The 22990-nt window shown below is 39.9% G+C and carries 21 protein-coding genes, 2 tRNA genes and 1 other annotated feature; of the genes, 18 read left to right on the top strand and 5 right to left on the bottom strand.

The window, feature by feature from the left end:
- Nucleotides 1-93 precede the first annotated feature (93 nt).
- From CLNEO_RS09870 to eno, 9 genes are all read left to right on the top strand, one after another.
- Nucleotides 94-750, top strand: a complete 657-nt coding sequence (locus CLNEO_RS09870; RefSeq protein ID WP_083531958.1) for a PrsW family glutamic-type intramembrane protease — start codon at nucleotides 94-96, stop codon at nucleotides 748-750.
- Nucleotides 751-855: 105 nt separating this feature from the next.
- On the top strand, nucleotides 856-1320 hold the full coding sequence (locus CLNEO_RS09865; RefSeq protein WP_066088117.1) for an NUDIX hydrolase: 465 nt from the start codon (nucleotides 856-858) through the stop codon (nucleotides 1318-1320).
- A gap of 14 nt (nucleotides 1321-1334) precedes the next feature.
- Nucleotides 1335-1631: a hypothetical protein gene (locus CLNEO_RS09860; RefSeq protein ID WP_066088112.1), complete on the top strand. Its 297-nt coding sequence runs from the start codon at nucleotides 1335-1337 to the stop codon at nucleotides 1629-1631.
- A gap of 125 nt (nucleotides 1632-1756) precedes the next feature.
- Nucleotides 1757-2785 carry a sugar-binding transcriptional regulator gene (locus CLNEO_RS09855; RefSeq protein ID WP_066088543.1) on the top strand — a complete coding sequence of 343 codons (1029 nt, stop codon included), beginning with the start codon at nucleotides 1757-1759 and terminating at the stop codon, nucleotides 2783-2785.
- 142 nt (nucleotides 2786-2927) lie between these two features.
- Nucleotides 2928-4121 carry a phosphoglycerate kinase gene (locus tag CLNEO_RS09850; protein ID WP_066088109.1) on the top strand — a complete coding sequence of 398 codons (1194 nt, stop codon included), beginning with the start codon at nucleotides 2928-2930 and terminating at the stop codon, nucleotides 4119-4121.
- A gap of 8 nt (nucleotides 4122-4129) precedes the next feature.
- The gene (locus CLNEO_RS09845; RefSeq protein WP_083531956.1) at nucleotides 4130-5053 is read left to right on the top strand and encodes a polysaccharide deacetylase family protein; all 924 of its coding nucleotides are present in this window, start codon (nucleotides 4130-4132) and stop codon (nucleotides 5051-5053) included.
- Nucleotides 5050-5799, top strand: coding sequence for a triose-phosphate isomerase (gene tpiA, locus CLNEO_RS09840; protein WP_066088103.1), 750 nt, complete (start codon nucleotides 5050-5052; stop codon nucleotides 5797-5799). The genes CLNEO_RS09845 and tpiA overlap by 4 nt, the downstream gene beginning before the upstream one ends.
- Before the next feature lie 27 nt (nucleotides 5800-5826).
- The gene (gpmI, locus tag CLNEO_RS09835; protein WP_066088100.1) at nucleotides 5827-7374 is read left to right on the top strand and encodes a 2,3-bisphosphoglycerate-independent phosphoglycerate mutase; all 1548 of its coding nucleotides are present in this window, start codon (nucleotides 5827-5829) and stop codon (nucleotides 7372-7374) included.
- Between the two features lie 282 nt (nucleotides 7375-7656).
- A complete protein-coding gene (gene eno, locus CLNEO_RS09830; RefSeq protein ID WP_066088097.1) occupies nucleotides 7657-8970 on the top strand; it encodes a phosphopyruvate hydratase in 1314 nt (437 codons plus the stop codon).
- A gap of 356 nt (nucleotides 8971-9326) precedes the next feature.
- Here eno and CLNEO_RS09825 read toward each other — a convergent pair whose 3' ends face one another.
- The gene (locus tag CLNEO_RS09825) at nucleotides 9327-10046 is read right to left on the bottom strand and encodes a GntR family transcriptional regulator (RefSeq protein WP_066088095.1); all 720 of its coding nucleotides are present in this window, start codon (nucleotides 10044-10046) and stop codon (nucleotides 9327-9329) included.
- Nucleotides 10047-10323: 277 nt separating this feature from the next.
- Between CLNEO_RS09825 and spoIVB the strand changes: the two genes are divergently transcribed.
- The 7 genes from spoIVB (at nucleotide 10324) to xerD (ending at nucleotide 17938) form a co-directional block, all read left to right on the top strand.
- A complete protein-coding gene (spoIVB, locus tag CLNEO_RS09820; protein WP_066088093.1) occupies nucleotides 10324-11586 on the top strand; it encodes a SpoIVB peptidase in 1263 nt (420 codons plus the stop codon).
- A gap of 431 nt (nucleotides 11587-12017) precedes the next feature.
- Entirely contained in the window at nucleotides 12018-12830 is an 813-nt protein-coding gene (gene spo0A, locus CLNEO_RS09815) for a sporulation transcription factor Spo0A (RefSeq protein ID WP_066088092.1), read from the top strand.
- A gap of 184 nt (nucleotides 12831-13014) precedes the next feature.
- Nucleotides 13015-13947: a dipeptidase gene (locus CLNEO_RS09810; protein WP_066088090.1), complete on the top strand. Its 933-nt coding sequence runs from the start codon at nucleotides 13015-13017 to the stop codon at nucleotides 13945-13947.
- A gap of 536 nt (nucleotides 13948-14483) precedes the next feature.
- Complete coding sequence (locus CLNEO_RS09805) at nucleotides 14484-15680, top strand: pyridoxal phosphate-dependent aminotransferase (protein ID WP_066088089.1); 1197 nt, start codon at nucleotides 14484-14486, stop codon at nucleotides 15678-15680.
- Nucleotides 15681-15737: 57 nt separating this feature from the next.
- Complete coding sequence (locus CLNEO_RS09800) at nucleotides 15738-16268, top strand: NUDIX hydrolase (RefSeq protein WP_083531969.1); 531 nt, start codon at nucleotides 15738-15740, stop codon at nucleotides 16266-16268.
- A gap of 53 nt (nucleotides 16269-16321) precedes the next feature.
- Nucleotides 16322-16897 carry a stage II sporulation protein M gene (locus tag CLNEO_RS09795; RefSeq protein ID WP_066088085.1) on the top strand — a complete coding sequence of 192 codons (576 nt, stop codon included), beginning with the start codon at nucleotides 16322-16324 and terminating at the stop codon, nucleotides 16895-16897.
- Nucleotides 16898-17053: 156 nt separating this feature from the next.
- Nucleotides 17054-17938, top strand: coding sequence for a site-specific tyrosine recombinase XerD (gene xerD, locus CLNEO_RS09790; protein ID WP_066088083.1), 885 nt, complete (start codon nucleotides 17054-17056; stop codon nucleotides 17936-17938).
- 188 nt (nucleotides 17939-18126) lie between these two features.
- Here the strand turns inward: xerD and CLNEO_RS16430 are convergent, their stop codons facing one another.
- The 4 genes from CLNEO_RS16430 to pepT form a co-directional block, all read right to left on the bottom strand.
- A complete protein-coding gene (locus tag CLNEO_RS16430) occupies nucleotides 18127-18261 on the bottom strand; it encodes a hypothetical protein (RefSeq protein WP_278276626.1) in 135 nt (44 codons plus the stop codon).
- Nucleotides 18262-18301: 40 nt separating this feature from the next.
- The gene (locus CLNEO_RS09785; RefSeq protein ID WP_066088082.1) at nucleotides 18302-18880 is read right to left on the bottom strand and encodes a DJ-1/PfpI family protein; all 579 of its coding nucleotides are present in this window, start codon (nucleotides 18878-18880) and stop codon (nucleotides 18302-18304) included.
- 464 nt (nucleotides 18881-19344) lie between these two features.
- Nucleotides 19345-20574 carry a tyrosine--tRNA ligase gene (gene tyrS, locus CLNEO_RS09780; RefSeq protein WP_066088080.1) on the bottom strand — a complete coding sequence of 410 codons (1230 nt, stop codon included), beginning with the start codon at nucleotides 20572-20574 and terminating at the stop codon, nucleotides 19345-19347.
- 78 nt (nucleotides 20575-20652) lie between these two features.
- Nucleotides 20653-20874 (bottom strand) — a binding site (T-box leader).
- 20 nt (nucleotides 20875-20894) lie between these two features.
- Complete coding sequence (gene pepT / locus CLNEO_RS09775; RefSeq protein WP_066088075.1) at nucleotides 20895-22124, bottom strand: peptidase T; 1230 nt, start codon at nucleotides 22122-22124, stop codon at nucleotides 20895-20897.
- Nucleotides 22125-22544: 420 nt separating this feature from the next.
- Here pepT and CLNEO_RS09770 point away from each other — a divergent pair.
- Nucleotides 22545-22630, top strand: a tRNA-Ser gene (locus CLNEO_RS09770).
- 42 nt (nucleotides 22631-22672) lie between these two features.
- Nucleotides 22673-22763: transfer RNA gene (locus tag CLNEO_RS09765), tRNA-Ser, on the top strand.
- The last annotated feature ends 227 nt before the right edge of the window (nucleotides 22764-22990 follow it).

Here is a 22990-nt window from a genome sequence, read left to right as displayed (position 1 = left end):
ATAGTGTGTTTTTTACTATAAAAAATCATATCTATTACATTTTTGGTAAGACTACCAAGGAAGGAATGTCTAATCAAAGAAGGATTGATTTTCATGCTAATCCAACTTGCTGCTGCACCAGTATTTTTAGGCCTTTTTTATATTTATGTAAGGGACAAATATGAAAAGGAACCATGGAAAATGCTTTTTTTGGGATTGTTATATGGAATTTACACGACTGCTGTTATTTATGCGGTTGGGCTGGCACTGGAAAAACTATTCCCTCATCAAGAGATTCCCCTGTATACGGCATTTATCAGTTCCGCAGGAGTTGAGGAGGTGATTAAGTATGTCTTTCTTGTGCTTTTGATATGGAAAAACGGTAATTTTAACGAACCGTTGGATGGAATTGTATATGGCGTTTTTGTTTCGCTGGGGTTTGCTTGGATCGAAAATATTATATATGTAACACACCCTATTATGGGCGGCTATGGTACGGCTTTGTCAAGAGCGGTGCTTTCTGTGCCGGGACATGGATTATTTGGCGTGCAAATGGGATATTATTTAGGACTAGCAAAATTTTTCGGCAGCAAAAAGAATTTGGTTCTTGCTTTATTCATACCGTATTTGGCGCATGCCTTATATAATTATTTTCTACTAGAGAAGTTCTCGTTTTACTGGATCCCGTTTTGGATATTGGAGGCCTGGCTGTGGTGGTCAGCCCTTAGACATATTAAGGAATTGGTCCGAATTTCACCTTTTCGAGAATAAAATAGACTCGTTTTTATTGTTGCTCTTGAAATAGACACGAAAAAGCGTTATACTAATAAAAATAGAATACCTGGCAGAAAATAGAATTATTATGGAGGTCAAGCAGTGGTAGAAGCGGTGAGCTGTGGAGGCGTTGTGATTTATAAGTGGAAGATTCTTCTCTTATATAAAAACCAAAATGGCAGATATATGGGCTGGGTATTGCCCAAGGGCACTGTGGAAGAAGGCGAAACCTATCGGCAGACCGCTTTGCGTGAGGTAAAGGAAGAATCCGGCGCGTCGGGTGAGATTATTAAATATGTGGGAAAAACCCAATATACCTTTAAAGGCAGCGAGGATACCGTAAGCAAAACGGTGCATTGGTATTTGATGAGCGCCAATTCCTTTTTTTGCAAGCCTCAGAGCGAAGAATACTTCGCCGATGCCGGTTTTTATAAATTCCATGAAGCCTATCATCTGTTGAAGTTTAATGATGAACGCCAAATTTTGAAAAAAGCATATTACGAGTATAGTGAAATGCGTAAGAATAAGGAGTTTCTGAAGCGGAAATTTTCCGAAAAAAAACTATAAAGGGGTTATGTGATATGAGAAAGTATTTTGAGCTTAAGCCTAGTTTTGAAGATTTTAAAGATCGAATCGTAGTTTTACACAAAGAAGATGATGAAAAGAAAACTTTGTTGATTGTATTGGCTGTGATTGCTGCTGTTTTGGCAGTGGTTGCTTTGGGTGTTGTTTATTTGCTGAAAACAAAAATGGACGACGAATATGATGAAGATTGGGATTATGACTGGGACGATTTAGAAGATGAGTTTTCCAATGAAAGTGATTGCTGCTGCACTGATAAAGATGTGGATGCTTCCGTAAAGGTTGAACAGATTTAAAGAAGATGGGGCGGCAGGTGGCCGGTGTGGTTTTCACTACTGACTGCGCGCCACCTCCCTTTTTTTCTTTTGGTTGGGACAAAAAAAAACAAACAGGACATAAAAAGACCAAAGGAAGGTGGAACATGGAGGATAAACTGCTATTAATTCGTAAAATTGCACCTGATTTAACTGAGGAAATGATTAAAAGGTACCGTGTTTTAAAAACAGTTCGTCTTTTGCAGCCCTGCGGGAGAAGAATGGTTGTGCTTGCCTTGGGCATGACGGAAAGAACTGTTCGCAGTGAGATTGAACGCTTTAGCGTGCAAAAATTGGTACAGGTTTCTAAAACGGGAATGACCGTTACGGAAGAAGGCATTGAGGTTTTGGAGGGGCTTGATAAAATTTTCTCTGTAATGACTGGATTGTCTGATTTGGAAGAAAAGCTGGCCATGCTTTTAGGTGTAAAAAGAGTGCTCATTGCCCAAGGTGATGCGGATCATAGTGAACGCAGCCGTAAGGAAATGGGACAACTGGCAATGCGCCACCTTTTGGAGAAGATAAACGAAGAAAGCTGTATTGCAATTACCGGCGGTACAGCTATGCAGGATTTGGTATTTGCTGCACCAGAGATGCCAAAGCCAATGGCCAAAACCATTGTGCCTGCAAGAGGCAGTATCGGCAGAAAAATGGAATTGCAGGCTGATACTTTGGCGGTGCAGCTGGCTGAAAAGTTGCAGGCGGAATATCGCTTATTACATTTGCCGGATAATCTAAGCGAAACTGCTTTGGAAGAGATGAAAAAGCAGCCGGAAATTTTAGAAACAATACAGGAAATGGACAAGGCAAATGTTTTGTTATTGGGTGTAGGCAATGCGTTGGATATGGCGGAAAAGCGCAGACTGGATGAAGAAGTAAGAACATACTTAGCCCAACAAAATGCCGTTGCAGAGGCTTGCGGGTACTATTTTAACCGAAGTGGAGAGGTGCTATATCGAACACGCTCTATTGCCATCGATTTTAATGAAATAGAAAAAATGAATGAGGTTATTGTTGTTGCCGGCGGTCAGAAAAAAGCAGAAAGCATTTTGGCTGTAAGCCGAAGCATTTCGGGCGGCGTATTTGTTACGGATGAAGGCGCAGCCTTAAAAATGCTGCAATTGCTGCAAGCATAAAATTGGAAGGTGTTAAGGCATTTCTTTTCTACAATAAGAATTAATTTTGTGGATTCAAATAAAAGAGATAATATTGGGAAAAGTAGGATTATTGCAAAATGAAAGCCGTGCTTATCACGTCAAGCAGAAAGGAGAATTGAGAATGCTGAACAAAAAATCAGTTGACGATTTACAGGTAAAGGGAAAAAGGGTGTTGGTCAGATGTGATTTTAATGTTCCTTTGAAGGATGGGGAAATTACCGACGAAAACAGAATTACTGCAGCGCTCCCCACAATTAAAAAGCTTGTGGAGAATGGAGGGAAAGTTATTCTTTGCTCCCATATGGGAAAGCCTAAGGGTGAGCCAAAGCCGGAGCTTTCCTTGGCTCCAGTTGCAAAAAGGCTTTCTGAATTGTTGAAAAAAGAGATCGTTTTTGCAAAAGATGATACGGTGGTTGGAGAAAATGCAAAAAGGGCTGTTGAGGGTATGAATGACGGCGACGTTGTTTTGTTGGAAAATACACGCTATCGCAAAGAAGAAACAAAAAATGAGGAAGCTTTTAGTAAGGAATTGGCTTCTCTGGCAGAGGTGTTTGTTAACGATGCCTTTGGCAGTAGTCACAGAGCCCATTGCTCTACCGTAGGAGTAACAGATTTTGTAAAGGAATCCGCTGTTGGGTATTTGATGGAAAAAGAAATTGAATTTTTAGGCAATGCAGTCAATAATCCTGAGCATCCATTTGTGGCAATTTTAGGCGGCTCCAAGGTTTCCGATAAAATCAATGTAATTAACAATTTATTGGAAAAGGTGGATACACTGATTATTGGCGGCGGTATGGCATATACTTTTGCAGTTGCCAAGGGCGGCAAGGTTGGAGAATCTTTGTTGGAAGCAGACAAGGTGGATTATGCCAAGGAAATGATGGAAAAGGCAGAGAAAAAGGGTGTTAAGCTACTGCTTCCTGCGGATACTATTATCACAAAGGAATTTAAAAACGATACGGAATTTAAAACTGTTTCCGCTTTGGAAATTCCAGACGGATGGATGGGCTTAGATATTGGCGAAAAATCCAGAGAGCTGTTTGCTTCTGCAATCAAAGAGGCAAAGACCGTCATTTGGAATGGCCCTATGGGCGTATTTGAGTTTGAAAACTTTGCAGGTGGTACAAAAGCTGTGGCACAGGCAATGGCTGATATTGACGCAACAACAATTATTGGCGGCGGTGACTCAGCGGCAGCGGTAAATCAGCTAGGCTTTGGAGATAAGATGACCCATATTTCTACGGGCGGCGGCGCATCTTTGGAATTTTTGGAAGGAAAGGACTTGCCGGGCGTTGTAGCAGTGCAAGATAAATAAGGTTTGGCATGAAACGAAGGGGAAAAGTATTCATAGCAATGGCTTTGCTGGGGAGCTTGCTTTTTCAACAAATTGCTTGGGGGAAAACGGTTGTTGCTATGGATAACATTGAAGAACAAGAGTTGATAAAACCGGTGGAATTAACAATCATTCCGCCGACAGATTATATTCCGGTTTTGTTGTATCATCATTTTGCCATACGAGATATGGGGCAGGGAAACGATGTTGTTACCACCCAAGCCGAACTGGAGGAGCAGATTCGTTATTTGAAGGAGGCGGGGTATGAGTTTATTTCCCTAGAAACCTTGAATCAAATTCTTCAGAGGGTGGAAAAAGAGAAGGTTCAATATAGAAAAAAGGGGAAAGACGAGCTGAGCCTTGGACTAGACAAAAAATATATTTGCATCACCATGGATGATGGATATTTTAGTAATTATGAATTGGCTTTCCCGATCTTTCAAAAATATCGTGTCCCTGCATCTGTCTTTGCCGTGACGGATAGTATAACCGAACAAACGGGGTTAAAAAAATTCACATGGGGACAAGGGCAGAAAATGGTTAACAGCCGATTGGTAAAAATTTATAACCATACGGCGAACCATGTGTCGGTGGATTTGGAAACAGAAGATGAATTTCTGACCCAAGTAGAAAAAGCCCAGCTTGCATTGCAAAAAAAATTGAATCAGGATGGCTGCAGGGCGTTGGCATTTCCAAACGGACGGTTTACAGAAAATATTCGGGAAGAACTTAAGGAAATGGGCTTTGACTTGCTGTTTACAGTGGAACAGGAGGTCATTACAAGGGAAACATCTCCTTATGAAATTCCAAGAATTAATGTTGAATCGGGCTGGAACGGTCAGGATTTAGTGCAAAACATAGAGAGGGTTGCCAGAAAAAGCTTTTTATCGAAAGGGAGGAGCGGGAATTTATGAGAAGGAAAATTATTGCGGGTAACTGGAAAATGAACAAAACGCCAAAGGAAGCGGCGGAATTTTGTAAAATGATGAAGGACAAAGTTTCTTCTACCCAGGTTGACGTTGTTTTTTGTGTACCTTTTGTGGACTTATTTCCTGTGCTGGAGCAACTGAAAGGAACAGATATCGGTGTTGGTGCTGAAAATATGCATTTTGAGGACAGCGGTGCCTATACAGGGGAAATTTCTCCCTTGATGCTAAAGGAAATGGGTGTTACTTATGTTGTTTTAGGACATTCTGAACGTCGCCAGTACTTTAACGAAACCGATGAAATGGTGAATAAAAAAGTGAAAAAAGCTTTGGATGTGGGTATTACACCCATTATGTGCTGCGGAGAAACCTTGGAGCAAAGAGAGGCCGGCATTACAATTGAATGGATTCGCATTCAAATTAAATGCGGATTGCTTGGATTGACAGGCGACGAGGTTGAAAAGGTGGTAATTGCCTACGAGCCTATTTGGGCAATAGGTACGGGAAGGACGGCAACTTCAGAACAAGCGCAGGAGGTTTGCAGGGCAATTCGTCAGGTGGTTGGTCAGGTTTACGGCGATGCTGTTGCCGAGAAGGTTAGAATTCAATATGGCGGCAGTGTAAGTGGAAAAAATGCAGCGGAATTGTTTGCTATGGAGGATATTGATGGTGGATTGGTTGGCGGAGCCAGCTTGAAAGAGGAATTTCAGCAAATTGTTCACTATCAAAAATAAGGCAGTTATTGAAAGCAAGGTGAAACTATGGGAAAGAAAACAACGGTTTTAATGATACTGGATGGCTTTGGGATAAATGAAAAGGCCGAAGGCAATGCAATTCAACAGGCGAAGACACCTGTTTTGGACAGTATTTTTAAAAAGTATCCCTTTGTGAAGGGGTATGCCAGCGGGCGTGATGTAGGTTTGCCCGAAGGCCAGATGGGTAATTCCGAGGTAGGGCACTTAAATATTGGCGCAGGGCGCATTGTATATCAGGAATTAACCCGTATTACAAAGGCGATTGAGGATGGAGATTTTTACGAGAATTCGGAGTTGCTTCACGCAGTGGAGCACTGCAAAAAGAAATCTTCCGCTTTGCATTTATTCGGCTTGGTTTCCAATGGTGGCGTGCATAGCCATAACACCCATTTGTATGCGCTGTTGAGGTTGGCAAAAAAGCATGAGTTGGAAAAGGTTTATATCCATGCCTTTTTGGATGGCAGAGATACACCGCCTTCCTCCGGAAAAGGTTTTGTGGCAGAATTGGCGGAAAAAATGCGTGAAATGGAAATTGGCCAGTTTGCTACGGTAATGGGACGCTATTATGCCATGGATCGTGACAAACGATGGGAGAGGGTGCAAGAAGCCTATGATGCCATGGTTTTAGGCAAGGGCGTAACTGCAGCGGATGCAAACGACGGAATTAGGCAGGCCTATGAAAAAGGCAAGACCGACGAGTTTGTACCGCCTACTGTAATTGTGGATGAAAAAGGGATGGCAAAGGGGAAAATTTCTGATGGCGATGCAGTTGTTTTCTTTAATTTCCGCCCTGATCGTGCAAGGGAGATTACTAGGGCAATCTGCGATTCCGCTTTTGACGGGTTCAACAGGGAAAAGGTATTACAGGATTTGAAGTTTGTTTGTTTTACGGAATATGACGTTACCATTCCCAACAAAGAGGTAGCCTTTAAACCCCAGAAATTGACGAATACATTAGGCAGTTATATCTCTTCTTTAGGTTTGAAGCAATTAAGAACAGCAGAAACAGAAAAATATGCCCATGTTACCTTCTTTTTTAACGGTGGCGTGGAGGAGCCAAATCCCAATGAGGATCGCTGGCTGGTGCCGTCGCCAAAGGTTGCAACTTACGACTTGCAGCCAGAAATGAGCGCATATAAGGTAACGGAGGGCTTGGTTAAGGCAATTCGCTCCAAAGAGTATGACCTGATTATTATCAATTACGCAAATTCCGATATGGTAGGACATTCAGGTATCATGGAGGCAGCTATTCAGGCCGTGGAGGCAGTGGATACATGTGTCGGCAAGGTAATGGAGGCATTATTGGAAACAGGTGCAAATATGTTCTTATGTGCAGACCATGGAAATAGTGACCAGATGGAAGATTATGTAACACATGAACCCTTTACTGCCCATACTACAAACCCTGTACCGTTTGTGTTGATTAACTATACCGATGGTGTTGGCTTAAGGGAAGGCGGAAGGCTTGCGGATATTGCACCCACCCTTTTGGAAATGATGGGCTTATCTATTCCCGAAGAAATGACGGGAAAAAGCTTGTTGACAGGCAAGTAAATCAGTGAAGACGAAATGGTTTACTTCATTAGTTTTTACAAAATTGGAAGTGGCGGAGATAAATATTGCATTAAAAAGTAGTATTTGAGTTGTAAATGATTGAATTAATGTTGTTAATAATGTTTCGCTTAAACCTTTACAAAACTGCACCCCCAAGATAGGGCGGCTGCAAACTTGCAGGTTTTGCGGAGCAAAAGTGATGACCACTTTTCAGGGCTTGAGGGAGTCCCGAGAACTTGTTTTTTATATGGCGAATGAATAAATAAAAGGAGGATATTACAAATGAAAGGATTTTTTGAAATTACAGACGTTTATGCAAGAGAGGTTTTGGATTCCAGAGGAAACCCTACAATTGAGGTTGAAGTTATAGTAGATGACAGCATTTTAGGCCGTGCGGCTGTTCCAAGTGGCGCATCCACGGGTGCTTTTGAGGCGGTGGAAATGCGCGATGGTGGCGATAGATATAACGGCGCAGGTGTACAGAATGCTGTAGATAATGTAAACGATATTATTGCGGAAGAGATTATAGGAATGAACGCTTTGGATCAGGTTTCCGTGGATAAAGCAATGATCGCTTTGGACGGAACACCCAACAAAGGGAAATTGGGGGCAAATGCAATTCTTGGTGTTTCCATGGCGGTTGCAAAGGCGGCTGCTGAGGCAGTGGATATGCCATTGTATCAGTATTTAGGTGGTTTTAATGCAAAAACAGTGCCTGTTCCTATGATGAACATTATGAATGGTGGCAAGCATGCGGACAACACCGTAGACATTCAGGAATTCATGATTATGCCTGTTGGTGCGCCTTCCTTTAAAGAAGCACTTCGTATGTGTGCAGAAATTTATCATATGTTGAAAAAGGTATTGAAAAACAAAGGCCTTTCCACAGCAGTTGGTGACGAAGGCGGCTTTGCACCTGACCTGCCTACAGCAGATGCTGTGATTGATCTGATTAAAGAAGCTGTTGATGCGACAGGCTACAAATGGGGCGAGGATATTAAAATTGCTTTAGACCCTGCTATGACAGAGTTGTTCGACGAAAAGGACGGAAAATATCATTTCCCTGGTGAAAGCAAAATGGCCGGCAAGGAAATCGTTAGAACCTCCGAGGAGATGGTGGAATTTTGGAAGGTTCTTATTGCAAAATATCCTATCGTTTCCCTTGAGGACGGCTTGGCAGAGGAAGATTGGGCTGGTTGGCAGTTATTGACGAAGGAATTGGGCGAGAAGATTCAGTTGGTTGGCGATGACCTTTTTGTTACGAACACAGAACGCTTACAAAAAGGCATAGAAATGAAAGCATGTAATTCTATTTTAATTAAAGTGAACCAGATTGGTACCTTGACAGAAACATTTAACGCCATCCAGATGGCCAACAGAAACAAAATGACCGCTGTTGTTTCCCACAGAAGTGGCGAAACAGAGGATACAATCATTGCGGATATTGTAGTAGCGGCAAATGCAGGGCAAATTAAGACCGGCGCTCCTGCAAGAACAGACCGTGTTGCAAAATACAATCAGCTTCTTAGAATTGAAGAAGAATTGGACGATGCAGCGGAATATTTGGGAATGGATGCGTTCTTTAATATTAAATAAAATTTAGTGCTTAAGGCTTTTTGTGTTTAATATGCATGAAAAGCCTTATTTTTTTAAAGAGAAAGTGGGAATTTAGATTTAATTTATATTTGATAAGGAGGATAGCCTCCCATATTGGTGCCGTCTTTCTCAATCGAGGCAGGAGATATTTCATTGGATTGCAGGAATCACCCTTAGATAGGGCGTGACCGTCAGTAGTCGAAGAAAATCCTTGCGTATTTCTTTGTAAAAATGGGCACGTAAATTATGGGTAATTTATAAAATATATTGGCTTTTAGAAATAATAGGCATCTTTGTTAAAATCAAAGATGCCTATTATTATCGAATGAGATAAATTGGAAGATTCTATTTATGATTCAATGAATTTTCTTTTCTTCTGCTTTTGCAGCCATTATTTTAAACAGGTCTTGCATATCCATGTTGCCGTTTCGCATAATCCATTCAATTGCACCATAAACCGGTGTTAAATGATAGGGAATAAACGCTAAAAGGGCTGTTTCGTTTTTATCTTTTAACAGCTGAAGCATTTCAATATGCTGATCAAAGGATGGTTGATGCCTAGAGAGAGGCATTTTAGAGAGCATAAAGATTTGAAACATTGAGCCAATATTCCAATTATTAATATACAATTTTGTTAATTGAGAATTTCCGGCAAGGGAAACAAATAATGTATGGAAACGAATTTCCAGCTCCGTAGCGAGGTTATAGTTTTGACTGTCGATACTGGCGAGCTCAGCAGCTACCTGCTCCATTTCATCTAAAATTTCTTGCGAAAAGTCCGCATTTTTAATAGCTCCTTTTACGGCGTAAAGCTCAAACATTTCACGTACTTCAATAATTTCCTTTAGCTGCTGCGGTGAAAAATCCGCAACAATGACGCCCCGTCGAGGCAAGGCAATTGCCAGACCTTGGGCCACAAGACGGTTAATCGCAGAAACAACTGGGGTTCTGCTGATTCCTAAAGAATCGGAGATTTCTTGGGTTGATAATTTTGACCCTGGTGGATAGGTGCCGTTTTGTATGCGTGTTCGAATTTCGCGGAATGCATAGTCTAACAGAGATTCTTCTTGTTCCATATAGTGTACCTCTTTCTTTTTTCTCATTTTTTAATTTAAAAACTAAAAAATAAAATTCAAAACGATTCTTTTTTATTATAATGCCTGAAATTAACATTGTAAACCCTGGTCAATCATGTTAGCGAAAAATGTGGCAGAATGCTGAAAATACTTAGAAATCAAGCTTTATATTTTTTTGTATTTTATAGGTTGTATAGCTTGGTTTTTGTTTGGTCACATTAAATGTGAAACAAAATTTTTTTTGTTTCAAAATAGGCAGCAGTGGGGAGTGGGGCATATGTGGTTAAATCAGGAAAAAAAACGCCGTTTTGTTGCAGCCATTTCGGCGGTTCTAATCCCAACACTGCTCTGGTGCAGTGTAAGCTGGCTTCTACCGAATGATTTGACATTGGTAGAAGGCGAAAAAACGGAGATTGCAACGCAGCTTCCTATTTCAGCAAAAACAGAGGAAAGCGTTGGTGTTTTGGGTGTTACCACAAAACCATTGGCAGATGCTTTTCATTTGGAATTAGGGTCTTCTATTTTGGCAAATCCTATTCAGGCAGGAACAACAAAAATCACTTTTTATTTATGTAATGCAGTGCCAATTAAAACCATAGATGCTACGGTGATTCCTAAAACAACCTTAGTGCCCGTAGGAAAAACAGTGGGTGTAAGCTTGGATACAAAGGGGCTTTTGGTTTTAGGAACGGGCCAAGTGTATATGGAGGAAAATGATACTGCAGAACCAAGCAAAGGCGTTTTGAAAACAGGTGATCTTTTATTGGAGGCAGACGGAAAAAAATTAATCAATAAAGAAACGTTGATTGATGTGGTTACGCAATGTAATGGAAAAAAGATTGATATACTGCTGGAGAGAAAGGGAGAGCAAAAGCATGTTATATTGACACCGGTTTTCAGCAATGTAGAGCAGGCGTATAAATTAGGTATATGGGTAAGAGACAGTATTCAAGGCATCGGAACAATAACCTATTATGACCCAAGTTCCAATCAATTTGGCGCGTTAGGGCATGGAGTTTATGATGTGGATACCGGAGAACTAATGATAATAAAAAATGGTTCGTTAAATGTTTCTCAGCTAACAGATATTGTGAAGGGTAAAAAAGGCGAACCGGGCGAATTAACAGGGACGATTCAACGAGAAAATATTTTGGGCGAGGTAAAAAAGAATACGGACGTCGGTATCTACGGAACTTTAAATCAATCAAATGATTTTTTTGGTGACCCGTTGCCCATTGGTTTAAAACAAGAAGTTAAAATTGGTAAGGCGGAAATTTTATCAAACATTGAAGGCCAAGAGGTAAAAAAATATGAAATTGAAATAGAAAGCTTAGGCAAAGGCAACGGAAAAGATATGATGATTCATGTTACAGACAAGCGACTATTGGAGAAAACAGGTGGGATTGTTCAAGGGATGAGCGGAAGCCCCATTATTCAAAATGGGCAGCTGATTGGTGCGGTGACCCACGTGCTAGTAAATGACCCTGAACGAGGCTATGGAACATTTATTGAAACTATGCTGCATGAAATGCGCAAATAATTCAAAAATAAGTAAAGGTTAAAAATGAAAGGGGATATTTCTTTAAGGAAGAAATATCCCCTTTAATTGTGTGAAATGCAATAATTATTTAGGAGGTATTTAGTACAGCAAAACGAAAAATCAACAAAAAAATAAAAAAAAAAATAATATATTCGTCAAAATAAATAAATAAATAGAAAACTTGAAAGAATTTGAAAAAAAAATTAATAATTTTTTTTATTATACAAAATAAATTTATTAAAGTGTGCTGATTTGTAATTTATAGGGAGTGTTTGGAATATAAGTTAAGGGAAAAACAAAGAAAGGAAAAAAATTTGCGAGATGTTCTCGAATACTGACGAAAAGTTATTTGCATGCTATAATAGTTTTTGTGGGGAAAGGAAGGGAAGCCTTTTCTCCCAAAAATAAAGTTAAGAATGGGGGAGTCGAAATTGAACAATTCTGAAAAATTAAAGGTTGTTCTGGCAGACAGGGATGGTTTTTATTTACAAAAGCTAAAACGTTGCTTGGAACGAAAGGGTGACATGACTGTCGTTGGAATGACCGACAATGGACCAGCAGTGCTTGAGATGATTCGAAAACTTAATGCGGATGTTGTACTTTTGGATATTCTTTTAGGAGATCGCGATGGTTTTTGGGTTTTAGAAAGCCTCAAAAAGTTGGACAACAAATGTATTTGTATTATGATTTCAGCAATTGACAGTGACAAGCTGGTGCGTAGAGCAATTGGATTGGGTGCCGATTATTATATGGCAAAGCCCATTCAAGGAGAACTTTTATTGGAACGTATTCACCAGTTGGTCGATGGTGAAAGTGATGAGATTCATCAGCCTTTGAAAATTACAAAGGAAGAGACTTTGAATTTTACAGCAGAGGAAGGATATCAAAATTTGGAGGCAGATATTTCAGCAACATTAAGCAGAATGGGGATATCAGCCAGTATCAAGGGTTATCATTTTATTCGAAGAGCAATTTTGATGGCCGTTGATAATGAAGAGGTATTGATTGGTATTACAAAAGGATTGTACCCTGATATCGGTAAAATTTTTAAAACCTCGGCAAGTAAAGTAGAAAGAGCAATTCGTCATGCAATAGAGAGCGCTTGGAAGAAGAATGGACAGCAGGTATATTTTGAAGTGGTTGGGTATTTAACACCGGACAAGCCTACAAATGGACAATTTGTCGCTGCTTTAACAGAATATTTCCGAATTCGCCAAAATGAGATCTCAAAAAAAATCAGCTGACGATTTTGAATTGGTCCTTAAAATAAACAATAACCCTTTTTGCAAAATGCAAGGAGGGTTTTTTATTTGGATAAAAATTTGTCTAAATAAATGCTTTTTTAGTGATAAAAATTCTGGTTGGAAATTCGTGGTCATTTTGTATTGGTTTTCTCATAACCATATAAAAAAAGAATGAGGTGAAAAAATGTGGGGATATGCGGATGGGCATTGTGATACCATAGTGAAGCTGTTAGAGGAAAAAAAAAGGCTTTTTCGTAATGATGAACAACTTGATATTGAAAAAATGCAAACATATGCTGCGCCGGTGCAGGTTTTTGCAATTTGGCTGGATCCCAAATACTATTCCAGCGCAATGCGCCAAACAATGAAGTATATTAAGTTTTATTATAGTGAGATTGAGGGGAATTCTGAGTTCATTGGTCATGTAAATAGTTTTGCGGACATATTACAAAACAGACGAGAAAAAAAAATTAGTGCGTTACTGGCCCTTGAGGGAGGAGAAGCCCTTGAGGGAGAAATATCTGCCCTTCATATCTATCATCGCTTAGGGGTTAGGTTAATCACACTTACATGGAATCACAGAAATCAATTGGCGGATGGAGTGGCGGAAACAGGGGGCAGAGGAGGCCTTACAAATTTTGGACGGCAAGTGATTCGGGAAATGGAGAGGTTGGGTATGATTGTTGATGTTTCCCACCTATCTGAAACCGGATTTTGGGACGTTGCTGAAATTGCAGTTAAGCCTTTTATTGCCAGTCATTCCAATGCAAAGACAATTTGCGATGTCCCCAGAAACCTTAGTGATGAGCAGCTGCGCGCCATAGCCCAAAATGGTGGGGTTGTTGGAATAAACTTATATGCCCCCTTTTTAGCAGCCGACAGGGAGGCTGATATAGAGGATATATTGCGGCATATTTATCACATAATTTCTATTGTGGGAGAGGATGGGATTGCTATGGGAAGCGATTTAGACGGGACTGACCACCTTCCAATAGGAATTAGCAATGTGCTGGATGTGAAGCGAATTTTTGAGAGAGTGGAAAAGGAATTTGGTATACGAGTGGCACAAAAATTTGCTTCGGAGAATTTATTACGGGTTATAAATCAAGTTCTCTAAAAAAGATTTTAAAAAATGACAAACCTAACAATTAATTGAAGAGTTGAAAAAGTAATGTTTGTTAGGTAAGCGGTGATTTAATGGAGGGTGTGAAGATAGTCTGGGAAATTTTTCAATTAGCAAGAAAAAAAACACAGCAATAGGGCGCTATTTCAAGGTTTTTTGAGACTGTCCAAGTTAAAAATTTACCGATTAGCTATGCACACGGAATTAATCAGCGTTTCCTTAGGTATTTCTAAAAGCTTGGGATATAGTTAGGCGTTTATGACCTAAGGATTTTACTTGTTATTGTTTCGGATGGAAAAGCAGCATTGTAAGCCAAAGCGATACAGCAGGAATAAAAATATTTAGATGGAATATAAAATATTTTTAAGCCATATTTGAAATACAAAAGGATGATATTGCTTGCGTTTGCTAATGCTTTTTGTTAATATGTTTAAGTAGAGAAACTAATATATTTTGGAAATTTGTTATTTTACTTATTGAAAAAAGTAGGCTTTCCTATTTAATAAAATACATTAAGAGGTGTGGAATTTATGGAACTATCAAAAAGAGCATTGCAAATTAAGCCTTCCAGCACGATGGCGATTTCCTCCAAAGCTGCGCAGTTAAAGGCGCAAGGAAAGGATATTGTAACATTTGGTGTGGGCGAGCCTGATTTTGATACACCGGAGCACATTCGCAAGGCAGGAATGGCAGCCATTGAAAACGGTGAAACAAGATATACTGCTGCAGCAGGGATTTTATCTTTACGGCAGGCGGTTTGTGATAAACTAAAAAGAGATAATGGGTTGGATTACGAAACAGCACAGGTAATTATTAGTAATGGTGCAAAGCATTCCTTGATGAATGCATTTATGGCTATTTTAAATGAAGGCGATGAAGTCATTATTCCTGCGCCTTACTGGCTAAGCTATTCAGAAATGGTGAAGATTGCCGGTGGTGTTCCTGTTGTTGTTAAAACAAAAAAAGTGAATCAGTTTATGCTGACTCAAGAGGAATTGGAGCAGGCGTATTCTGAAAAAACGAAGGCGGTAGTCTTAACCAGCCCTTCTAACCCTACGGGTATGGTAACCTCCTATGAGGACTTGAAAATGATTGCTGATTTTGCGGTGGAAAAAGATATTTTTGTAATTTCGGATGAAATTTATGAAAAGCTGATTTATGAGGATGACAAAAAACATATCAGCATTGCCGCTTTGGGTGAGGAAATATACAAAAGAACCATTGTAATAAACGGTGTTTCCAAAAGCTATGCTATGACCGGATGGCGAATTGGTTTTGCTGCTGCTCCCTTGGAAATTGCCAAATTGATGGCATCCTTACAATCTCATATGGCATCAAATCCAAATACGATTGCGCAGATGGCAGCATTAACGGCACTTAATGGTTCTCAGGCTTGCGTTGATGAAATGTGCGTGGAATTTAAGAAAAGAAGAGATTATATTTTTGAGAGAGAAGAAGCAATTCCTTTCATTCATGCCCTTAAGCCCGAAGGTGCGTTTTACCTATTTGTAGATGTTTCGGGAATCTATGGAAAGAAGCATGACGGCGTAGAGATTCAGTCTGCTGCTGATTTTGCAACAATTTTGTTAGAGAAAAAATTTGTTGCGGCTGTTCCTTGTGCGGACTTTGGAATGTCTGATTATATCAGACTTTCCTATGCAACGAGCATGGAGCTGATTAAAAAGGGTATGGATCGCATTGAGGAAATGGTGAACGAATTGGTATAAGATTTTGCGAAGGAGGCGGTTTTCATCGGCCTCTTTTTGCACAAAGAGGTGATTTTTGTGAGCTATAGGGTGTTGGAAAGCAAGGAAACGTATAAGGGTAAAATTGTGCGAGCTACGGTTGATCAGATAGAGATGCCAGATGGCAAGGTTGCATTCCGTGAAACTGTAATCAGAGAAAAAGATGCAGCTGCTGTATTGCCGGTTTTGGACGACGGGAAGATACTTTTTGTTCGTCAGTATCGCCATGCTTTTGGTGAAATGTTATTGGAAATTCCTGCGGGCGTTTTAGATAATGCAGAGTTATGCGAGGCATGCGTGAAAAGAGAATTAGAAGAAGAAACGGGCAAAAAAGCCGGGCGGCTGGAATTTCTTTGTGAGATGTATCCTTCCGTTGGTTTTTGCACAGAAAAGATTTCGATTTATTTTGCTTTTGAATTATCTGAAGGCTGTCAAAAGCTTGATGCAGATGAATTTATTGAACTGGAAAGCTATACCTTGGATGAGGCATTGGAAATGATTTCTAAGGGTGAAATTAAAGACGGAAAGACAATTGCTGCGTTGTTTGCGTATAAAAGCAAGCATATTTAAGCAAGACGAGCCATATCCTGTTAGCAGAGGATTGCGAAAGGGGGATGGCTATTATGGTAAAACGGAATAAATGGTTGGATAAAAGAGGACAAAAGATAATTATTATCGTTTGTCTTTCTTTTTTGGTCGGTGTGATGGGGGGCGCGATTGCGGCGAATTTGATGGGACCAAATGCCAAATCGGAATTGATTTTATGGATGAAGAGCGGCGCACAAGCACAGCAGTCAGGCAGCTTTACAGCGATTTTTTGGAAATATCTGAAGTATGATATTATAATTTGGCTGGGAGGTTGGCTACAGCTTGGGTTATTTCTTTCCGGCATGGCGTTTCTACTTAGAAGCATCTCTTTGGGATTCGCTTCAGCTATGATGATGGTTACTTATGGTGTTAAGGGTGTATGGGGTGCTATGTTCGGAATTTTACCACAAAACATTATTTTGATTCCTGCGTATATATTTATAATGTGTGCGGCAATTTATTATCTTTTGACTTGGAATGATGGGAATGGAAAACGAGGGCTAAAGCGAGAACGCAGGCGGAAACAAACGGAATACTGCATTATATTTCTGGCTTCCATTGTTTTTGTTGCAATTGGGGCGGGGATTGAGGTGGCTTTATACCCATTATAAAGATTCGGCGAAATTACTATTTTTCTTGTTTTTTAGGGGTTAAATTGAATTACAGGCATTCAAAATGACGATAATTGGTTTTTTTTACAAAAAATAGTGACAACCCTTGGGAAACTAAGTATAATTAAATATACATGAAAAAAAGGGGTCTTTGGTATGGAAAGAGCGGTTAATGAATTTGTAAGCTACCTTCGAAATGATAAACATTCATCTGAAAATACGGTGCTTTCTTATATGAGAGATTTAAAAGGATTTAACCGATATTTACAGACTTGTGGTGTAAGTGATGCAGTGAAAGTCAATTATACTAACATTGTGGCATATATTTATGAGTTGCAAAATCAAAAGAAAGCAGGGGCAACAGTATCCAGGAATATTGCCTCAATACGGGCTTTCTATAATTTCCTCATGAAAGAGGGAGCAGTTTTGGAAAATCCGGCTTTAAATTTGGAATCACCAAAGATTGAGAAGAAAATGCCGGGGATTCTTTCTTTGGACAAGGTGGAACGTTTGCTGGAACAACCGCAAACTATGGATCCAAAAGGAATAAGAGATAGGGCGATGCTGGAATTATTGTATGCCACGGGGATTCGAGTTTCTGAATTGATCTCTTTAAAGGTTTCCGATGTAAACCTGACATTGGAATATATTCATTGTGGATCAGAGCGGAAGAATCGGATTATTCCCATTGGAAGCCAAGCGAAAACAGCGGTGAAAAAATATATTGAGAAGGGCCGTAATGACTTGATTTTGGCAGAGGATGAGCAAATGCTTTTTGTCAATTGCAACGGAAGACCTATGACCAGACAGGGGCTTTGGAAAATCATAAAATGTTACGCAAAAAAAGCGGGAATCAATGAAGACATTACGCCCCATATGCTTAGGCATTCTTTTGCTGCGCATCTGATTGAAAACGGTGCTGATTTGAAGTCGGTGCAGGAGATGCTGGGGCATTCGGATATTTCTACAACTCAAATTTATATTAAACTGACAAATCAAAAATTAAAAAATGTATATGCAAAGGCTCATCCCAGAGCTTAAGAAGAATGATAGGCCGCCGAAAGGCGGTTTCAGAACGTAGACAAAGGCAAAACCTTGAGGGCTTTGCCCTCAAACACCCACAAGGGTTTCACCCTTGACCCACCTGAGCCCGCGTAAAATGTGGGTTCCATAGAAGCTTTTGGACTTGCTTTTTTCAAAAAGCAAGTGGGTTTGGGTCATCACTTTTGCTACGCAAAAGCCAGCTTCGCTGTCTGCCCGATCTTGGGCAGTGAGAGGTCATCACCCAAGGTTTTTCGACAGTCTGAGGCCGCCAAAAGGCGGTTTTTTGTTTTAGCTTCTCCTTGAGAAAAAAATCCCCCCATGGCTTAAGAACCATGGAGGGTAATTTTTTGCAAGGAAAGATTAAATTTCTATTTTTGCGCCCAACAGTTTAGCAAATTCAATTAAAATTGCTGTATCCCCAGGCCAAGCGGGGGAGGTTACCAGATTGCCATCAACAACGGCTTTATCAACATCAACTGCGATGTATTCGCCACCTGCTAAATTAATATCTGGGCCAACAGCGGGATATGCAGTGGCTTTTTTGCCTTTTAACACATTGGCTGTTGTCAACAGTTGAGGACCATGGCAAATTGCTGCTACGGGTTTATTTGCTGCAAAAAATTCCTGAACAATTTCAATTACGCGAGGATATAATCTCAAGTATTCGGGAGAACGACCGCCTGTGATAAATAACCCTGCATAATCGGATGTATCTACTGCGTCAAAATCTGCATTTATTGCGAAGTTATGACCTCTTTTTTCAGAATAAGTTTGATCGCCTTCAAAATCATGGACTGCTGTGCGAATGATATCACCTGCTTTTTTTTCGGGGCATACAGCATCGACCTGATAGCCTAAAACCTGCAAGGTCTGAAAGGGTACCATGGTTTCATAATCCTCAGTAAAGTCGCCTACTAACATTAATACTTTTTTTGCCATAATAAATTCCTCCTTTGTTTTATTTGAACAGCATAATCGCTGTACTTACCTTTGGGAAAAATTATAATGTATACTTAAAAGTATAATGCCATTTGTTGGGAAAATCAAGATAATTCCATAGTTTTTTTGTGACAAATTACTGAAAATAGTGGGACAATTTACGTCCGGCATAGGGGTTTTCTAAAAAAATCCAAGAAGGAAAAGAAGTGTTTCTTATGGGAGTAATATTGAGTAAGTAATTTTTAAAAACTCATTGGCTAAATTGATATGGTGGATTAAGCTTTGAAGCTTATTTAATAAAGAGGAACGGTTGAGGAGAGAAAAAGGAGTTGCCGAAGACAACTCCTTAAATATTGTTTAGACAATACATGGAAGGTTAATAAAATTTTTAGTCTGCGTGTTGGTTCTGACGCATTGCAAATATTGATAATAATGTGCAATGCTGAAAACGACAAATGTGATAATTATTTTAAAACAACATTATGGAAGGTTTTTTTACCCTTCTGCACTAAAAGCTTGCCATCGGTAAACAGATTCGCAGTGATTTTAAATTCAGCGTCACTTACGGGCTGTTCCCCTATTTTTACACCGCCTTGCTGTACAGCCCGTCTTCCTTCAGAACGAGAAGGGACAACGCCGATTGTGGTAAGAAGGGTTAGAATATCCATACCATCGGCAAGATCTGCGGCTGGCAATTCAGTTGTGGGTACGGAGCCGGCAATTGCTCCTTTTCCAAAAAGAGCCCGTGCAGCTTCCTGCGCCTTTGTTGCTTCGACTTCACCGTGAACGATTTTTGTTAATTCAAATGCCAGAACTTCCTTTGCCTGATTGATTTCACTATCTTGTAATGCGCCCAAACGGCGTACTTCATCCATGGGGAGGAAGGTGAGTAAAGCCAAGCATTTCTCAACATCTTTATCGCCTACATTTCTCCAGTATTGGTAAAAATCGTAGGGAGTTGTTTTTTTGGGATCTAACCAAACGGCACCGCCAACGGTTTTGCCCATTTTCACGCCATCGCTGTTTGTGAGAAGCTTGAAGGTCATACCGTATGCGGATTTACCTAATTTGCTACGAATTAGTCTAACACCTGCAAGAATATTGGACCATTGATCGCTGCCGCCTAGCTGCATGATGCAATTATGACGGTTGTATAGCTCTAAGAAATCATAGCCCTGCATAATCATATAGTTAAATTCTAAAAATGAAAGACCTGCTTCCTTATCCATACGGGTTTTGAAGCAATCTGCTGCCAGCATACGATTTACAGTAAAATGAACGCCGACATCACGAAGGAATTCGATGTAATTCAAATTTCTCAGCCAGTCAGCATTATTCACAATGATTGCGCTGCCATCGTCAAAATTAATAAAACGAGAGAGCTGGTTTTTAATACAAGCTACATTTTGGTCAATGGTTTCCACAGTCATCATTTTTCGCATATCAGCTTTCCCCGAAGGATCTCCAATCATCCCTGTGCCGCCGCCCATTAAGCAGATGGGGCGATTGCCGCATTGCTGCATATGTGCCATTGCCATTACGGTTAGGAAATGCCCTACATGGAGGCTGTCTGCGGTAGGATCAATGCCGATATAGAATGTAACACCACCTTTTTCAAAAAGGGCTTTAATTTCATCTTCATGAGTCAATTGCTCAATAAAACCGCGCTCTTTTAAAACTTCATAAGCATTCATTTTCATTCTCCTTGTCCTTTTTTCATTTTTTCTCGTATTGGTTAAATTATTATAGACAAAACAAAAGGGTTCTATCGTCAAAAGGACGAGAGAACCCGTGGTACCACCTTAATTTATGTTTATCATACAAAAAGACAAACATCTTTCGGCTCAAATAACGGTGAGCAACCGCTGTGCCATTTCCTGCACAAAGCTCATGAGGCGTAATTTACAAACACTGTACTGCAGTTTTTTCACCAAACAAACTGCTCTCTGCGGCTGTAACCAGCTTTGCCCATATAACTCATTCAACGCTAATATTTAAATATGGCGATATTCTATCACATCTTTTTTTTAAAGTCAAGAGTTCGTCCAAGCTCCGCAATTTTAACAATTGTTTTTACGGCTTTATTCATGGAGGAAACGGGAATAAATTCATAGGGGCCGTGGAAGTTATGTCCCCCTGTAAATAAATTGGGGCATGGCAGGGACATATAGGACAGCCTTGCGCCATCCGTGCCGCCGCGAATTGGTCTGGTAATGGGGATGACTGCGCTGGCTTCCATCGCTTGCTTTGCCAAATCAATAATGGATGTATGCTTTGATATGCAAGAAAACATATTATAATATTCGTCATGAATATCCAAAGAAATTGCATTTGGATATTGATTTTTCTTTCGGTCAACAATCATTTGCAGCATATTTTTGCGGTGCTCAAATGCACTGCTGTCAAAATCTCTTATTATATAGGTAAGGTTTGCGGAAGAAACTGTGCCTTCAAAAGAGCAAAGATGAAAAAAGCCTTCGTAGCCCTCTGTTTTTGAAGGAATTTCTTTTTCAGGAAGCAAGGTGACAATTTCTGTTCCTAAAAGAGCAGCATTTACCATGACATTTTTTGCAGTGCCAGGGTGAACGTTTCTTCCTTTAATATGGATGACAGCGCGGGCAGCATTAAAATTTTCATACTGTAGCTCACCCAATTCGCCTCCGTCTACTGTATACGCAAAATCTGCGCCAAAGCTTTCTACATTAAAGTGATCAACGCCGTGACCGATTTCTTCATCGGGAGTAAATGCAATTCGAATTTTGCCGTGAGGAATTTCGGGATGGTTTTTAAGATAATCCATAGCGGCAAGAATTTCTGCAATCCCCGCTTTGTCATCAGCACCCAAAAGGGTGGTTCCGTCGGAAGTGATTAAAGTATCTCCAATGTAGTTTTGCAAAACTGGGAATTCATCGGGGGAAATGCTTACATTATTTAAAGGGATATTTCCGCCATCATACTGTTCAACAATATTTGGCATGATATTCTCTCCTTTTGCATCAGGGCTGGTATCCATATGGGCAATAAAGCCAATGACCGGCGCTTTTTCGACGGTTGCTGGTAAGGTTGCCGTTACATAGCCGTTTTGATCTACACTAACATCAAGAAGGCCGATCTCTCTGCATTCCTTTGCAAGATAATCGGCAAAATGAAGCTGTGTGCGTGTGCTGGGGAAGGTATAGGAATTATAATCGGAAGTTGTATTGTGCTTTACATAGGTAAGAAAGCGTTCGGTAACTGTTTTCATGGATTTTATTCTCCTTTGCAGAAATACTTAAAGCTGAGTTAAATATTTTTATGATTAATATAAGCGAAATTGGTTTAAACTATTATATCCAAATTATTTATAAGTAGACTTTAACTATTGTAGCATTCATTTATTATAAAAGCCACCCTAAAATATAAAAGCCAACCTAAAATTTATGTAAGTCGGCAAATAATTCTTAAAAAGATAAAATATAGTGAAAAAAGTCGTAAAAACAAAAAAACATAAAAAAATGGTTGACAGAAAGACGAAATTGAGTTATATTAATTCCTGCGCCTCTTGCGTGAGAAAAGAAGGCGAAAAAGTAAAAAAAGAGTGAAAAAAGTCCTTGACAATATGGTGGTTGCTTGGATATAATATTAAAGGTTTCGCTGCTCAAGAAAAGCGATAGAAAACCCATATGGAGAGATGTCCGAGTGGTTTAAGGAGCTGGTCTTGAAAACCAGTGACTCCGAAAGGGGCCGTGGGTTCGAATCCCACTCTCTCCGTTGTTACAACTGAATAAGCATTTTTTGACTAGAGATCATTATGGAGAAGTACCCAAGTGGTTGAAGGGGTTCGCCTGGAAAGCGGATAGGTCGTTAACGCGGCGCGAGGGTTCAAATCCCTCCTTCTCCGCCATTTTAACTCTAAGAAAAAATATTTCGAAAAAAAGTTAAAAAAGTGCTTGACAATACGAAGAGAATTTGGTAAGATAATCTTCGCCGCTGAAAAAAGTGGATTGATCCTTGAAAACTAAACAGTAGAATACAAACACACAACCCATAGTCAATTCAAAGCACCGCAAGGTGCGAAAAGACAAAAGAGTTTGCCGATTTCGAAAAAATCGGAAAGTAGCCAGATTATCT

The sequence above is a fragment of the Anaerotignum neopropionicum genome (assembly GCF_001571775.1).
GTDB lineage: Bacteria > Bacillota > Clostridia > Lachnospirales > Anaerotignaceae > Chakrabartyella > Chakrabartyella neopropionicum.
The sequence above is the reverse complement of the archived record's forward strand: the minus strand, read 5'-3'. Positions and strand labels throughout refer to the sequence as shown.